The organism is Planococcus sp. ISL-109 (genome assembly GCF_018613655.1).
Taxonomy (GTDB): Bacteria; Bacillota; Bacilli; order Bacillales_A; family Planococcaceae; genus Planococcus.
Window position 1 is genome coordinate 614,521 of sequence record NZ_JAGGPW010000004.1, and the last position, 13,977, is coordinate 628,497.

Annotated in this window: 16 protein-coding genes; 7 read left to right on the top strand and 9 right to left on the bottom strand. The window is 47.3% G+C overall.

The genetic code is table 11. The annotated features are described in order from the left end of the window. Nucleotides 1-7 precede the first annotated feature (7 nt). Together J7E21_RS04880 and J7E21_RS04885 are read right to left on the bottom strand one after the other, a co-directional pair. The gene (locus tag J7E21_RS04880) at nt 8-1,177 is read right to left on the bottom strand and encodes a toxic anion resistance protein (RefSeq protein WP_215105287.1); all 1,170 of its coding nucleotides are present in this window, start codon (nt 1,175-1,177) and stop codon (nt 8-10) included. Then, nucleotides 1,152-1,856, bottom strand: coding sequence for a 5-bromo-4-chloroindolyl phosphate hydrolysis family protein (locus J7E21_RS04885; protein WP_215105289.1), 705 nt, complete (start codon nt 1,854-1,856; stop codon nt 1,152-1,154). Before J7E21_RS04885 ends, J7E21_RS04880 begins: the two co-directional genes overlap by 26 nt. Before the next feature lie 419 nt (nt 1,857-2,275). On the opposite strand from J7E21_RS04885, the gene J7E21_RS04890 reads away from it, so the two are divergent. From J7E21_RS04890 to J7E21_RS04900, 3 genes are all read left to right on the top strand, one after another. Continuing rightward, nucleotides 2,276-2,476: a cold-shock protein gene (locus J7E21_RS04890; RefSeq protein ID WP_215105290.1), complete on the top strand. Its 201-nt coding sequence runs from the start codon at nt 2,276-2,278 to the stop codon at nt 2,474-2,476. 141 nt (nt 2,477-2,617) lie between these two features. Continuing rightward, entirely contained in the window at nt 2,618-2,824 is a 207-nt protein-coding gene (locus J7E21_RS04895; protein WP_215105291.1) for a cold-shock protein, read from the top strand. Between the two features lie 24 nt (nt 2,825-2,848). Beyond that, nucleotides 2,849-3,325: a YkvA family protein gene (locus J7E21_RS04900; protein ID WP_215105292.1), complete on the top strand. Its 477-nt coding sequence runs from the start codon at nt 2,849-2,851 to the stop codon at nt 3,323-3,325. 69 nt (nt 3,326-3,394) lie between these two features. On the opposite strand, the gene J7E21_RS04905 is transcribed toward J7E21_RS04900, so the two are convergent. Beyond that, on the bottom strand, nt 3,395-5,002 hold the full coding sequence (locus tag J7E21_RS04905; protein WP_215105293.1) for an ABC-F family ATP-binding cassette domain-containing protein: 1,608 nt from the start codon (nt 5,000-5,002) through the stop codon (nt 3,395-3,397). Between the two features lie 112 nt (nt 5,003-5,114). Then, nucleotides 5,115-5,348: a hypothetical protein gene (locus tag J7E21_RS04910; protein ID WP_215105295.1), complete on the bottom strand. Its 234-nt coding sequence runs from the start codon at nt 5,346-5,348 to the stop codon at nt 5,115-5,117. An 86-nt stretch (nt 5,349-5,434) separates the two neighbouring features. Between J7E21_RS04910 and J7E21_RS04915 the strand changes: the two genes are divergently transcribed. Beyond that, nucleotides 5,435-6,607, top strand: a complete 1,173-nt coding sequence (locus J7E21_RS04915; protein ID WP_215105297.1) for an MFS transporter — start codon at nt 5,435-5,437, stop codon at nt 6,605-6,607. Nucleotides 6,608-7,011: 404 nt separating this feature from the next. On the opposite strand, the gene msrA is transcribed toward J7E21_RS04915, so the two are convergent. Then, the gene (gene msrA, locus J7E21_RS04920; RefSeq protein ID WP_215105299.1) at nt 7,012-7,542 is read right to left on the bottom strand and encodes a peptide-methionine (S)-S-oxide reductase MsrA; all 531 of its coding nucleotides are present in this window, start codon (nt 7,540-7,542) and stop codon (nt 7,012-7,014) included. Between the two features lie 241 nt (nt 7,543-7,783). Between msrA and J7E21_RS04925 the strand changes: the two genes are divergently transcribed. The 3 genes from J7E21_RS04925 to J7E21_RS04935 all read left to right on the top strand — a co-directional run bounded on the left by J7E21_RS04925 (nt 7,784) and on the right by J7E21_RS04935 (nt 10,472). After that, nucleotides 7,784-8,728, top strand: a complete 945-nt coding sequence (locus J7E21_RS04925) for an LCP family protein (RefSeq protein WP_215105300.1) — start codon at nt 7,784-7,786, stop codon at nt 8,726-8,728. Nucleotides 8,729-8,791: 63 nt separating this feature from the next. After that, nucleotides 8,792-9,982 carry an AI-2E family transporter gene (locus J7E21_RS04930; RefSeq protein WP_215105302.1) on the top strand — a complete coding sequence of 397 codons (1,191 nt, stop codon included), beginning with the start codon at nt 8,792-8,794 and terminating at the stop codon, nt 9,980-9,982. Between the two features lie 67 nt (nt 9,983-10,049). Continuing rightward, on the top strand, nt 10,050-10,472 hold the full coding sequence (locus J7E21_RS04935; protein ID WP_215105304.1) for a sporulation protein: 423 nt from the start codon (nt 10,050-10,052) through the stop codon (nt 10,470-10,472). 91 nt (nt 10,473-10,563) lie between these two features. Here J7E21_RS04935 and J7E21_RS04940 read toward each other — a convergent pair whose 3' ends face one another. Genes J7E21_RS04940 through J7E21_RS04955 form a run of 4 tightly spaced genes read right to left on the bottom strand, consistent with a single transcriptional unit; the run spans nt 10,564 to nt 13,896 of the window. Then, a complete protein-coding gene (locus J7E21_RS04940) occupies nt 10,564-11,319 on the bottom strand; it encodes an energy-coupling factor transporter transmembrane component T family protein (RefSeq protein ID WP_215105306.1) in 756 nt (251 codons plus the stop codon). Further along, nucleotides 11,300-12,757: an ABC transporter ATP-binding protein gene (locus J7E21_RS04945; protein WP_251047787.1), complete on the bottom strand. Its 1,458-nt coding sequence runs from the start codon at nt 12,755-12,757 to the stop codon at nt 11,300-11,302. Before J7E21_RS04945 ends, J7E21_RS04940 begins: the two co-directional genes overlap by 20 nt. Then, a complete protein-coding gene (locus J7E21_RS04950) occupies nt 12,723-13,304 on the bottom strand; it encodes an ECF transporter S component (RefSeq protein ID WP_215105308.1) in 582 nt (193 codons plus the stop codon). Before J7E21_RS04950 ends, J7E21_RS04945 begins: the two co-directional genes overlap by 35 nt. Then, nucleotides 13,297-13,896, bottom strand: a complete 600-nt coding sequence (locus tag J7E21_RS04955) for a YkoF family thiamine/hydroxymethylpyrimidine-binding protein (protein ID WP_215105310.1) — start codon at nt 13,894-13,896, stop codon at nt 13,297-13,299. Before J7E21_RS04955 ends, J7E21_RS04950 begins: the two co-directional genes overlap by 8 nt. Nucleotides 13,897-13,977: the final 81 nt, after the last annotated feature.

A 13,977-nucleotide genomic window follows, 5' to 3' on the forward strand; every position in this document is an offset into this window, starting at 1 on the left:
TTTTTCGTTAGTTATTTTCATGGCCATCATGGATGGCAAGCAATCGCTGTTTCAAGTCTTCTTCCATACGGCCGATTTCGAGCTCTGCCGCTTTGCGGCTGCGGCGGCCTTCTGCTTGGATTTTTAAGGTTTCTTCGATCGTCTCCAGCAGGTTTTCCTGCGTTTGCTTCAAAGTTTCGATCTCGACGATGCCGCGCTCGTTTTCGCGTGCGGTTTCGATCGAATTCATTTTTAGCATTTCGGAGTTCTTCAAAAGCAGCTCGTTCGTCGTAGACGTCACTTGTTTTTGTGCTTCTACGGCTTTCATTTGCTTGTTCAAAGTTAGGGCGATCGCAATCTGGTTTTTCCATAATGGGATGGACGTCATGATGGAAGATTGGATCTTTTCCGCCAAAGTTTGATTCGTTTGTTGGATCATGCGGATTTGCGGTGCGCTTTGGATGGTGATTTGGCGCGACAACTGCAAATCGTAAAGCCGTTTTTCCAGGCGATCCACATACTGGACCATATCGCTGACTTCCTGATAGGCCATTTGATCATTGGATGCTTCCGCTTTTTTGCGCAAAGCAGGAATGGTTTCGTTCATGATTTCGTCGCGCTTGATTTCGGCGGCAGCGATATAGACGTTCAACGCTTGAAAATAGGTTTTGTTTTGATCATACAATTGTTCAAGCATCTGCACATCTTCGAGCAAGCCGCGTTTTGAATGGTCCAGCTGGATGCTGATGCGGTCGACTTGTGTGCTTAATTTTTGGTATTTGCTCATCATTTCCTGCACCGAGAATTTCGCACGGCTGAAAATCTTGCGGAGTCCGTTCTGTTTTTTCTGCGTCAATTCTTCCGGATTTAATTGCTGCAGTTTTTTCATAAGGTCATGCAGCACATCACCGACAGGGCCGATATCTTTTTGCTGGACGTGATCGAGCATTTTATGGGAAAACTGGCTTAATTGATTTTGGGCATTCGCGCCGTATGTGAGGATTGCTTCACGGTTGCCGGTTGGGATCTGCTTTGCCAGTTCATGCGCTTTTTTCTGCTCTTCTGTGCTCAGGCGATCCAATAATGCTACCGGTCGCCCATCTTGTTGCGTCAACTGCGTTTCTTTGGAAGTTTCCTCCATTCCAAACGGCGTGCCAAGAAGTTCATCCAGCTCATTTCTCGTCTGATTGTTGGTCATTGTCCAGGTCTCCTTTGAATTCGATTTGCTTTTGTTGATTAAGTGTCCGCACATGATGTTGATCGACCGAAAGCCGCGCATAGTCGAGCTCCATCCGCAATTGCTCGACATCGGTCGATAACACCCGTTTCAAATCTGCTTCCATGACGTGCTGCAAAGAGCGCAGCATGTCGCGTGTTTCTTGAAGTGCTATGCGCATTTCCATGTCTTTTATCGGTTGCCCGACCAGTAAGCTGTATTTCTCGGTCAGTTCAATCGCCGAATCGAGATGTGAGTAGAAGAATGGTTCCGCCAAATAGAATTTCCGCGGATTCTGCTGCACGATGAGCAGTATTTTGTTAGCGACTTTGACCATATCCATCAATTGCTTGAATGAGGAAATGGAACGTACTTTATAGTATTGGCTTTGCAATGTTTTTATTTTTTCTTTGCCTTCCTTAATTTGCACACGAATGCTTCGGTATTCACTGCGTGTCATGCCGAGCTGTTTGGAATCGCTCGATAACTGATATTGTTTTATCGATGTATTGCTGGCAAAGTAAGTGCCTGCAGCAACTGCTCCTGAAGCGAGTAATCCGATTTCTGCACCTAAATACAAAATCGGAAACATAACGGACATAAGAGGGAGGCTGACCGATTGTCTTTTGATAAAGTTTTCGATCGGCTTAATGGGCTTCATGCTGTAAACCTCCTTAACGGCTACTAAACTATACGTACTGCACGGCAAAAAGTTTCATGACGCGCATCTCTAGCCTCTATTTTACGTGAAGACACTAGCCAATACAAACTTGCGAACCTTTCAAGCAACCTGCATAACCACTTTACAAATTCCCGAAAATTTGACACAATGCTTATAAGGAAACTTGCAGAAGGCAAAGAAAACACAATTTGAAATAAAATCAGAAAGTTTTTAGATTTGTTTGACTTTTATAGTCAATTTGATATAATAAAGGTAATTCAACATACGAACACCCACAACAGCTATTCACATATTCCCAAAAGTGATCAGCAAGTGATGGTACTTTTGGTAATATGTGAATTTTTTTAACGGGAAATTCGCATATTGAAAAAATTTTTTACCACAGGAGGTAATTTAAAATGCAAGAAGGTACAGTGAAATGGTTTAACTCAGAAAAAGGTTTTGGCTTCATCGAAGTTGAAGGTGGAGACGACGTGTTCGTTCACTTCTCAGCGATCCAAGGCGATGGCTTTAAAACGCTTGACGAAGGACAACGCGTAGAATTTGAAGTAGAGGAAGGCAACCGCGGACCTCAAGCTACTAACGTAACTAAACTTTAATTCTCCAAAGAGCTGCCGACCTCGGCAGCTCTTTTTTTCTATAGCATTTAACTTTGTGCTTGCTTCTATTGTTTACTATTACTTGTTATTTGGGTATATCTTAATTAGGTTGCTACTGACTGATAAAAGGGGGATATATTCATGCAAGGAAAAGTGAAAGAATTCAATGATGATAAAGGCTTCGGCTATATTGAAGGCGATACAGGGGAATTGTTCTATTTCGAAACAATTAACATCAATGAAGCCGGTTTTCGCCGCTTCGTACCAAATCAGCACGTAGAATTCACGGTTTATGACGGGGCACCCGACAAAGAGCGGGTCGCGACAAACGTCACCTTAGTTTTTTAACTGGGACATGAGGGGGAAAACAGCATGGTGAACGAATATTTAAGCAAGCCACTGCCAAGTGAAAAGCAGCAGCAGGATTTCTATCAGAAATTGCGAGTAAGAGTACACAATTGGATGGAATCGAAATCGCTGAAATTGGATTCTGCGGGCCAATTTGTATTTTTTGCGCCGGATCTTTTTCACTTATTGACACGCTTGCTGCTCGACAGCCGAATCGATAAAAAAAGCAGAGCATATGTCGGTGCCGGCGTTTTGTACTTTATGGCGCCGATCGATTTGATTCCGGAAATCTTGATCGGTCCAGCCGGTTATATGGACGATGTCATCGTCGCGGTCTATGTGATCAACACGATCTTAAATAAATTCCCGCGCGAAGTCGTTACCGAACACTGGGCAGGCGATGAAGATTTATTGAAGGTACTCGGAAAATTAGCCGGCTCCGGCAATAAGCTGACTTCCAAACTGCCAGCAGGCCGAGTCATCAAACGTTTTTTGAAATAAATTGACGCAAGAAATATAAACCCCCCGCAGAAATTCATTTTCTGCGGGGGGTTTTTTACTCAATGCGAGTTATTTGGCGATGCCTTGTGTTTCTTTCCATTCTAGATACTCATCATAAGTCAGCTGCTTGTCGAGGATCGAACCGTCTTCACGGATTTCAATCACGCGGTTTGCAACCGTCTGGATAAACTGATGGTCATGGGAAGTGAAGACCATGGCGCCTTTAAAGGCGATCATGCCGTTGTTCAAAGCTTGGATCGATTCAAGGTCCAAGTGGTTGGTCGGTTCATCCAATAACAGGACGTTGGCGTGTGCCAGCATCATTTTCGAAAGCATGCAACGCACTTTTTCGCCGCCTGATAAAACAGAAGGCTTCTTTTTCACTTCTTCGCCGGAGAATAGCATTCTGCCGAGGAAGCCGCGCAGGAAAGTTTCACTTTCATCTTCTGGTGAGTATTGGCGCAGCCAATCCACCAATGATGTTTCAGTGCCTTCGAAGTATTTGGTGTTGTCGATCGGCAAGTAAGCGCGTGATGTGGTGACGCCCCAGCGAGCTGAACCGGCAGCTGGTTGGTCTTCTTCAGCCAGAATGCGGAGAAGAGCCGATTTTGCAAGCGGTTCGCCGACGAGGACGATTTTATCGTCTTTATTCAAGTTAAAGCTGATATTGTTCAATAACTGCGTGCCATCCACTGTTTGGCTGACATCTTTTACCGTCAACACATCATTGCCGATTTCACGGCCGACGGTGAAGTTGACGAATGGATATTTACGGGAAGAAGGTCGTATGTCGTCAAGCTCGATTTTATCAAGCATTTTCTTCCGTGATGTCGCCTGCTTTGATTTCGAAGCATTGGCGGAGAAACGGGCGATAAAGGCTTGAAGCTCTTTGATCTTTTCTTCTTTCTTCGAGTTCTGATCAGATGCCAAACGGGTTGCCAATTGGCTTGATTCGTACCAGAAGTCGTAGTTCCCGACATAAAGCTGAATTTTACCGAAGTCAAGGTCAGCGATATGCGTACATACTTTATTCAGGAAGTGGCGGTCATGCGATACGACGATGACGGTGTTGGCAAAGTTGATGAGGAATTCTTCCAGCCACTGGATGGCTTTCAAGTCCAGATGGTTGGTCGGCTCATCGAGCAAGAGAACATCAGGTTTACCGAATAAAGCCTGTGCCAAAAGCACTTTCACTTTATCAGAACCGGATAGTTCAGACATTTTCTTGTCATGAAGTTGTTCAGAAATGCCAAGGCCCTGCAACAGGATTGCGGCTTCGGATTCAGCTTCCCAACCGTTCAGTTCGGCGAATTCGCCTTCAAGTTCAGCAGCGCGCATGCCGTCTTCATCAGAGAAGTCCTCTTTCATGTAGATGGCGTTTTTCTCGGACATGACTTCATATAACTTCTTATGGCCCATAATAACGGTCTCAAGAACAGCGTGCTCTTCGTATTCAAAATGGTTTTGCTTTAATACAGCAAGGCGTTCGCCTGATCCCATATAGACATTTCCGGATTGTGCTTCAAGTTCACCAGAAAGAATTTTGATGAACGTCGATTTTCCGGCACCATTGGCACCAATCAATCCGTAGCAATTGCCCGGGTTGAATTGGATGTTAACATCTTCAAACAATTTGCGGTCGCCAAAACGCAAGCTTACATCATTTACTGCTATCATTAATATTCGTCCTCCTAAAATTCACAATATGAATAGTATAACATATAACATGGATAGACCCAAAACCGGTAGCGTTCTAAGGTCTTGTCGGCTAAACTGATAAAAGAGGTCGTTATCGGCTTTTCCTTTTTATATAAGCTTCTAATTGGCCCAGTTCTTTATTGAGGAGATACTCCATTTGGACATATTCGCGTCTGCCCGGAACATGCTCGGGTGTAAGGCCTTTCATTGAATAAATAAAGTAATAGCCGCCGATTTGGCGGAACAGCACAACGACGTGTGGGAACTCATCGAATGTCGCTTTTATATTATATCGTTTTGCGTAGCTCCAATTTATGAGCTTCATCTTGCAACCCGCCTTTCCTGTCTTAATTTTAATGGGAACGGCTAGAGGAACACAAGTTTGGTGTCGAGGGCAGAAGGGGAGAAGTCATGAAAAACATTGTGGAAAAGCGGCCAGTCACATGGACCATATTCGCTATATTATTAGTGGCACTGAATCTGCGTCCGGCCATCTCATCGATCGGCCCGATGCTTGAACCAATCCGTACAGACCTGGCGCTGTCACACGGTCAAGTGAGTTTGCTGACAGCGGTGCCAGTTCTGTGCATGGGGCTTTTCGCGCCCGCTGCCATTGTTTTCAACCGCCGCTTCGGTTTAAAGCCATCGATCGGATGTTTGCTCGCGGTTATCGGGGTTTTCACCTTGGCGCGCGGATTCTGGCCGACTTACACCAACCTTTTAATCAGTTCGTTTTTTATCGGCATCGCCATCGCAATCATCGGCCCGATGTTATCCGCCATGATCAAGCGTGACTTTCCTTTTCGAACAGCATCGTTGATCGGCGTTTATTCGTTCGGTATGGGACTCGGTGCCACGCTGGCCGCTGGCTTGACGAGTGTCGTCTATGCCAGCTCCGGCTGGCCGATAGGGCTTGCAGTGTGGTCTGTGCTTGCGCTGATTGCGATCATCGTTTGGATCCGGATGCCAGCAAGCAGTCCCGCAACACCACAAGAAGCGGCAGCGGTTTTAACGATTAGCGGCAGCCCCTGGAAAAACCGTAAGGCGTGGTATATGCTATTGTTTTTCGGATTTCAATCCGCGTTGTTTTTCTCTATGCTAACTTGGCTCGCTCCGATTGCAATCGACAAAGGCATGAGCGTTCTCGCAGCAGGCGGAGTGGTCACTTTGATGACCGCTGTGCAGATTGTCTGCAATATCACCATCCCGCTCTTGTTCGAACGCTACCCGAACCGTTTTTCCTGGGTGCTGTTCGTCTTGGGATTTGGCGTGGCTGGGGTTCTACTATTGATGGTTGCCGGAACCACGGCAATTTGGGTAGCAGCTGCATTGATTGGGGTAGCGCTGGGTGGTTTGTTCCCGATAGCATTGCTTATGCCGCTGGATGCGACCGATTCCTCAGATGAAGCGAACAGCTGGGCTGCCATGACCCAATCGGGCGGCTATCTGATTTCTGCATTTATGCCTTTTGTCATCGGTTTGATCTATGATCAGACAGGGAATCACGACATTAGCCTGCTCATGTTTTTGATATTTATCGCTTTGATGATTGTGTTCGCGCATCTGCTTAATAAAAACTCTTGATATCTTGCTTTGAAGGCTGCGCTACCGCTAACTAGGAAAAATAAGGCGACAGCAAAGGGAGCAGGATGGCCCATGTGGCGACAAGCATAGCCGGAACATTGGCGCCGGGAAAAACAATGGAAAAATACCAATAATTAATTTCGAGAGAAAATATAAGCGTCAGCAGCGGTCCGATGAAAACCCGGCCTGTTATTTTTGCGAAAAACACCGAAAAAGCGATAATGACGGCTGGAATGAGGATCAATTGTACGATCATTACATCAAATGTGTTGAGCCATTGCGTCGGAATGCCTCCTAGGTCGCACAGTTTAACGGAAAAAACCCGCGTATCCTGATTTTAAACTAACAGAATAATCTGTCAATGGTAATGTGCAGGAAACTCGGCAAATAAAAAAGCCGGCGCATCAAGCGTCGGCTTTGTTCCACGCGGCATCCAAAAAAACATCACGCCCAGAAGCTTTGCGGTCCCGTAAATAATGTGTAGGGTGTTTCTTGTAAAAGTCCTGATGATAGTCTTCTGCGGGGTAGAAGGTTTCGGCATCCAGGATTTTTGTCACGATCGGTTTATCGAACCGATTACTGTCCGCGAGCTTGCGTTTGGAAGCTTCGGCGAGTTTTCGCTGCTGGGCATTATGGACAAAAATCGCCGGTTGATAAGAGGGGCCCCGATCCTGGAATTGGCCATCGTTATCTGTCGGATCGATCTGTTGCCAGAAGATCTCGAGCAGATGCTCATAAGAGAAGACCGCTGGATCAAAGGTGATTTCGACAGCTTCCAAATGGCCGGAATGGCCGTTTTTCACTTGTTCATAGGCGGGGGTTGCCAAATGGCCGCCGGTATAGCCGGAAATGACTTGTTCGATGCCGTCAAACTGGTCGAATGGCTTGACCATGCACCAAAAACAACCACCCGCAAATGTCGCTTTTTCAGTCATTCTAATACCTCCTCTTTATCACATCAGGGTTGCGTCTATTTTACTTGCCGCTTGCAATCACCGTCCGCTTTTTGTTCGGGGGCAAGCGTGCAAATAAATCTTGGCGTATATCCTGGGAATAAGAAAAATTTTACCATTTCACCACCGGCTAGACAATAGAAACGCACTAGCCGGGCGGAAACCTATTGGCGTGTCTATGCGTCTAATCAAGGTGAACAGCTCAGAAAGGAATGTAACCATCATGGAAGAACAATACGAAACGAGACAGGCCCGAAAACGCAAACGGTTCCGTCCAAGAGGCAAACTTCTATTATTATTCATTGTTTTGCTGCTCGGAGCGGGAATTTATTTTTTAATCCAATATCAGCAAGGACAAAATATTGCAGGGGAAACTGAAATCGAGCCGGAAGAATTCACCGGCGATGACAATAACAGCGGCTATCAAAACATTTTGGTGCTTGGCGTTGATTCGCGCGGTGAAGCGCAATCACGAACGGATACGATGATGCTGGTGACACATGACCGCGAAAACAATGAAGTGAAGATTACTTCGCTGATGCGCGATATTTATGCGGACATCCCCGGCTATCAATCTTATAAATTGAACACAGCTTATTATCTGGGCGGGGTGGAATTGCTCGGTGAAACGATCCGTGAGATGTTCGGGGTCGAAATCCATAACTATGCACTTGTTGATTTCACCAGCTTCGAGACACTAGTGGACATCGCTGCGCCGGATGGTGTGGAAATCGACGTTGAAAAAGAAATGTCCGAGAAAATAGGCGTCAGTTTATTGCCGGGCGTGCAAAATTTGAATGGTCAGGAACTGCTTGGCTATGCCCGGTTCCGAGCAGATAGCGAAGGCGACTTCGGGCGGGTCCGCCGCCAGCAGCAAGTGCTTGCTGCATTAAAAGACGAACTGATCAGTGTTTCTTCCATACCGAAACTGCCGAAGCTTGCCGGAGCGGCACAAGGCTATGTGCAAACGGATATGGCATTAGTCGACCAAATCAAATTGGCGACGCAACTTGCAACAGGAGGCAGCAATGAAATCGAACGGATGACGATTCCGATCGAAGGCGGCTACACAGACGCCACTTACCCTCAGGCAGGAGCTGTACTGGAACTTGATTTGGAGCGTAATCGCCAGGCGCTGGCAGAATTTTTGTCTCAGCCGCTCGACTAATTTATCAGAAAATATGATAAAATATGGATAGAAGCTTACACCTGATAAAAGAAGGGGATTGCCATGCCGCCAGAAGACAATAGACCGCCGTTTTTCGCTACGAATTACATCCGCTTTCTCGGCGGACGGAATACACTTTATACCTTAATCGTGTTGTTGATGCTTGGCTTCGTGGTGTTTATATTCCGCGAAGTGTCTTTTATCTTCAACCCGCTCAGCGTCTTTATGAAAACGGTCGTCTTGCCGGTTATCCTCGCGCTGATTTTTTATTATTTGTTGCGGCCGGTCTTGCGCTTGCTTGAGCGCTTTAAAGTACCGAGAATCTGGGGAATACTCATCATCTTTTTCGGTGGCATCGGGTTGTTGACCTTGCTGAGCGTATTGGTATTCCCATTTTTGAGAGATCAGTTCCAGAACATGATCGAGGAATTCCCGGACTATTTTATGCGCCTATTAAATAATATAGACCAATTTCTCCGGACTTCCTTTATCGGCGATTACTATACGGAATCCAGTTTCAATATCGAAGCGCTGATCGCCACCTTGCCGACGAATATTGCAGAGACGCTGCAAGAAACCGTAACAGGCATCATCACACGAGTCACCGGCTGGATTTCCACCATTACCGGGGTCATTCTGTCCATCGTCATCGTCCCGTTCATTCTCTTTTATTTATTGAAAGACGGCGACAAGTTGCCGGACTATTTCCTGAAACTATTGCCACCGAGATTTCGTGAAGATACGAAAGAGGTATTGAAAGAAGCTGATCAGCAATTGGGTGCTTATATTCAGGGCCAGTTGATCGTCGCCTTTTGCATTGGGGTCATGGTCTATGTCGGATTTTTGATCATCGGCATGGATTATGCACTGCTGTTGGGTGCGCTGGCGATGATGACGAGCATCGTTCCGTATATCGGCCCGGCCATCGCAATCACGCCGGCTGCCATCATCGCGCTTGTCACATCACCGTTCATGCTTGTGAAACTGGCGATCGTCTGGACTGTTGTGCAGGTTGTAGAAGGCAATTTGATTTCTCCTCAAGTGATGGGGAAAACGATGTACATCCATCCCGTAACGATTATTTTTGTGCTTTTGACCGCCGGTTCCTTATTCGGCGTCGTCGGGGTCATTCTAGGTATCCCGATGTATGCATTGCTGCGCGTTATTATCAGTCATATGTATAAACTATTCAAACGGCGCTATAATCGCTATGAAACGGATTTGGATAAGCAATACGATTACACAGAGCGATAAAATTCCAGTTTAACGGCTGGCTGTAAGTGGTATGGAAGATTATCATATGTTGGGGGTATCTAGTTATATGAAATTCAAAGATTTTTTATCTTCTATCGGCATCGGTTCGATAAAAGTGGATACAGTAGTGGAGAGGCCGAACCTAGAGGAGGGAGAAACATTGAACGGCACCGTCTATTTAGACGGAGGCAGTGGGGACCAGGAAATCGATTATATCGAGTTGCTAGTGGTCCGTTTAGTCGAGGATTACCGCGAAGACAGCGATTTCGATTTCTACGAAACGCCGGTGGCGAAGCAAAGCCTCGAATTTGCCGGTTCCGTCAAATCGAAGAATACGGTGATGCAGCAATTTGAAATCGTGCCGGACGAACGTTGGGAGCTGGAAAATCCGAACGCTAAATTGATCTTGCGGACAGTTGTCCATGTGAAAAATGGGGTCAACGTACAAGATGAAGACGAAATTACGTACGGAAAAATCGGGAATTCTTAAAGTTTCTGATTTTTTATTCATCATAATAATATTATGTAAACAAAAACCTGTTCAGCGAATGTACTTTCCATTCGCTGAACAGGTTTTTCTGTTAGAAATCCAAAAATTCAATGCTGCAGCACAGCGCCAACACAATACCGAACAAAGCGGTCAGCACATAATCCATGCGGGTGATGGTCAGCTGCTCATAAAAGGCCGTTCGGGGTTCTCCGGTAAATCCCCGTGCTTCCATCGCAAACGCCGCGCGCTCCGCTTTGCGTACAGCACCGGCAAGTAGGGGGATGAACAGTCGGCGCATGGCCAATAGCCGGTTCCACCAATGCTTGTCGATTTCCGCACCCCGCAGGCGATGAGCTTGTTGAATTTGTTCCAGTTCGGCTTTCAAAACCGGCAGGAATTGATAACTGACCATCAAGCTATAGGCCAGTTTCGGCGACAGCTTCCATTGCTGCATCAAACTTTGGATAAAGCGCACCGGGTCTGTCGTCAAAGCAAACAGTAAGGACAGGCTGGAAAACGCCAGCACACGGAGCGACAGCGACCAGGCATGTGCCCAGTTTTGTTCCGTTATTTCAATCGGGCCATAACTCCATAGGATCGGTCCTCCTGTATCGGCCCCAAACACCAACGTGGTCCATAAATAGCCGAAAGCACCGAAGAAAAACGGCAGCATGAACAATAGCCAAAGCTTCCAATTGATGCGGCTGAACAATAACTGCAAGGCAATCACGCTAAGGAAAAACAACAGTGGCGTCCAAGGGTTGAAGAAAAACGCCAGAACCAGCATGGACACCGTTACCGCAAGGAATTTCATGGATGGGTTCATATTATGCAAAATCTGTCGCATAAGCATTCCTTCCTTTCGGTGCGAGCAAGCGGTGTTCATGCAATAATTCATCATTTCCCCACAGCGCATCCGGGTCGAAAACCCCTGTCAGCGTACCGTCTTTCATGAGCAAAATGGAATCGGCAATGCTGGCGGCAAAATTCATATCGTGTGTGACGATCACAGCAGTGCAGCCATCTTTTGCGCGCGCATCGATCAGCTCGTAAAGTTCTTTCAACGCCTGTTCGTCTTGCCCAGCCGTCGGTTCATCGAGCAGCAGGACCTTGCGTTTATCGGCAAGCATTGCGCCGATTGCGACGCGGCGCTTCTGGCCGTGGCTGATGGAGAAAGGGTGGGCATGAGCAATCGGTTGCAGGAAAAGGCCGTTCATCAAACGGTCCATTTCCGCTGGAGAGGATTTACCGGAAAAGGCAAGTTCGTCCGTTACGTTTTTCGTTAAAAACAATTGCTCAGGAGATTGCGGCACGTATCCTGCTGGGTCGCCTCGAACGGTTCCGTTGGGTGGCCTGTAAATGCCGCATAATGCTTTTAGCAAGGTGGATTTCCCGCAGCCGTTCGGTCCTGCGACAACCGCTACTTGCCCGGCTGCAAGCGAAAGCGACACTGCGGAAATCAATTGTTTGCCGCTTTTTTCGATCATCAATTGTTCAGCGGTCAACAGGGTGTCATGTCGCTTTGTATGTTGTCGTTTCTTAAAGGGAATAGGTAATGTCGCCGCAAATGCTCTGTCCTTATCGATGCAACCATCCGCATTCAATGCGATTTCGCGGTCAAAAAACGAACCCCATAGCTCCAGCTTATGTTCTACGGCGATGATGGTCAGCTTACGCTGAGACTGCAAGGCGTCGAGCCACGAGACGAATTCCATTGCGGTCAGTGGATCCAAGTGGGTGAGCGGTTCGTCCAGCAGCAGGCATTTCGGCTCCATGATCAATGCGCATGCAGTCGCGACACGCTGCTTCCAGCCACCTGATAAAGTTTGGATGACGCGATGGCGGTGTGCCTCCAATCCCGTCATCAATAGGATATCGTCGATGCGCGCTTGCATGTCTTCATGCGGAGTGTGGAGGTTCTCTAATGTGAAAGCCAACTCTTCTTCTACTGTAGGCATGCAAAATTGGGCGTCTGGATCCTGAAAGACAGTGGCGACTGTCTGGTTGATTTCCCCCGGTGCGTAATAACCGGATCGCTTGCCGTAAATGTCGAGTGTGCCGGATACTGTGCCGTCGCAATTTGCGGGATACAACCGGTTCAACAAATAGAGCAGGGAAGATTTCCCGCAGCCGCTCGGCCCGGTGATGACGACACGCTGTCCTTCCTCGATGGCTACATCGAGGTGATTCAATGTCGCATCCGCTGTGTCCGGATAGCAGAAGCTGAAATCTTCTAAAACAAAAACCTGATTACACACCGGCATCGTTCTTTTCGGTACGGGCAATCGCATAGCCCCTCAGCGAACCAGTCGCAAGCAAGCCGTCAGCGATATATTTACCGCCGATACCGGCAATGATGGCGCCGCTCAGCACGCGCAAAGTGAACATCAATGCGACAAACGATGGATCGAGTGCCGCATAACCGGATAGAAAATAGCCGTACACAAAACTGAATACACCGGCCAAAGCGCCGGCAAGCATCAATACCCCCACATGGAAATGCCGGTAGCGGGTCATGGCGAACGCTGCTTCAGCACCAAGCCCTTGGATGATGCCGGACAAAATGAGGCGAGGGCCGACCGCGTTGCCGAGCATCACTTCAATGGTCGCAGCCAAAGTTTCCGGCAGAAGTGCGGCGCCCGGTTTGCGGATGATATACATGCAGATGATTGAGACGATAAACCAAATGCCGAACATCCACTCATAGGCGAGCGGCCCGATGATTCCTGCCCAAAAATTGCCGATATGGAGAAAAACCAAATAAACAATGCCAAAAACGACGCCGAATAAGGACATTAGGACGATTTCTTTTAATTTCCACGATTTAAGCATGATTCTCACCCGTGTGCGACGGGCTGTTGATGCTCATCGAAACCGTCATCACGAGATGCGGGTGTTCGTCCGTGCGGGCATTTGCGAAGCTTTCTTCATAAAATGCGAAGACATCGTGGATATCGCCGTGGATGCCGCTTGCGTAATGCATCGAATCGTTCCAGACGCCGTGTTTTTTCGCTCTTTCCACTTCACGGTAAATGAGCGGCATATAATCCGGGTTGTTCATCGGATAGAGGGCGAACTGAGACGACACATATTGAGCTGCCGCATCCGTATTGGCCAATTCGTCTCCGACTTCCAAATTATTGTCGCCTTCCGTATCTCCCGGACAGCCGATCGAAAACGTACCGGACAGCGCAATATGCTCTTTTGTCTTCGCCGCATGCAGCGCCAGTGCTTTGGCGACGTTGAAGACATGGTGTTGTTTACCGCGGATCACCGTAGACACATCATCTGTCTGCATCCAGATATTCGATGTGTTGGTTTCTTTTAACGCTCCTTTAATGATTTGGATGAAGTTACCGCTCATCGGATGCATCGAAAAACGAAAGCCGACGATCGGGCTCGTGCCGCAAAAAATAGGTTCCACTTAAATTCCTCCTAAAAATGTGCACAAAAAAAGCCGCATCCGTGAAGATGCAGCCACTGTCCCAAATCAATTCAAAGTTTC

Coding starts and splice junctions, on each gene's coding strand:
- J7E21_RS04905 (WP_215105293.1), bottom strand. CDS start 5,002: ATGATAGCAGTAAATGATGTAAGCTTGCGTTTTGGCGACCGCAAATTG.
- J7E21_RS04880 (WP_215105287.1), bottom strand. CDS start 1,177: ATGACCAACAATCAGACGAGAAATGAGCTGGATGAACTTCTTGGCACG.
- J7E21_RS04890 (WP_215105290.1), top strand. CDS start 2,276: ATGCAAGAAGGTACAGTGAAATGGTTTAACTCAGAAAAAGGTTTTGGC.
- J7E21_RS04925 (WP_215105300.1), top strand. CDS start 7,784: ATGGAAGAACAATACGAAACGAGACAGGCCCGAAAACGCAAACGGTTC.
- J7E21_RS04950 (WP_215105308.1), bottom strand. CDS start 13,304: ATGCTTAAATCGTGGAAATTAAAAGAAATCGTCCTAATGTCCTTATTC.
- J7E21_RS04930 (WP_215105302.1), top strand. CDS start 8,792: ATGCCGCCAGAAGACAATAGACCGCCGTTTTTCGCTACGAATTACATC.
- J7E21_RS04895 (WP_215105291.1), top strand. CDS start 2,618: ATGCAAGGAAAAGTGAAAGAATTCAATGATGATAAAGGCTTCGGCTAT.
- J7E21_RS04915 (WP_215105297.1), top strand. CDS start 5,435: ATGAAAAACATTGTGGAAAAGCGGCCAGTCACATGGACCATATTCGCT.
- msrA (WP_215105299.1), bottom strand. CDS start 7,542: ATGACTGAAAAAGCGACATTTGCGGGTGGTTGTTTTTGGTGCATGGTC.
- J7E21_RS04885 (WP_215105289.1), bottom strand. CDS start 1,856: ATGAAGCCCATTAAGCCGATCGAAAACTTTATCAAAAGACAATCGGTC.
- J7E21_RS04940 (WP_215105306.1), bottom strand. CDS start 11,319: ATGCGACAGATTTTGCATAATATGAACCCATCCATGAAATTCCTTGCG.
- J7E21_RS04910 (WP_215105295.1), bottom strand. CDS start 5,348: ATGAAGCTCATAAATTGGAGCTACGCAAAACGATATAATATAAAAGCG.
- J7E21_RS04935 (WP_215105304.1), top strand. CDS start 10,050: ATGAAATTCAAAGATTTTTTATCTTCTATCGGCATCGGTTCGATAAAA.
- J7E21_RS04900 (WP_215105292.1), top strand. CDS start 2,849: ATGGTGAACGAATATTTAAGCAAGCCACTGCCAAGTGAAAAGCAGCAG.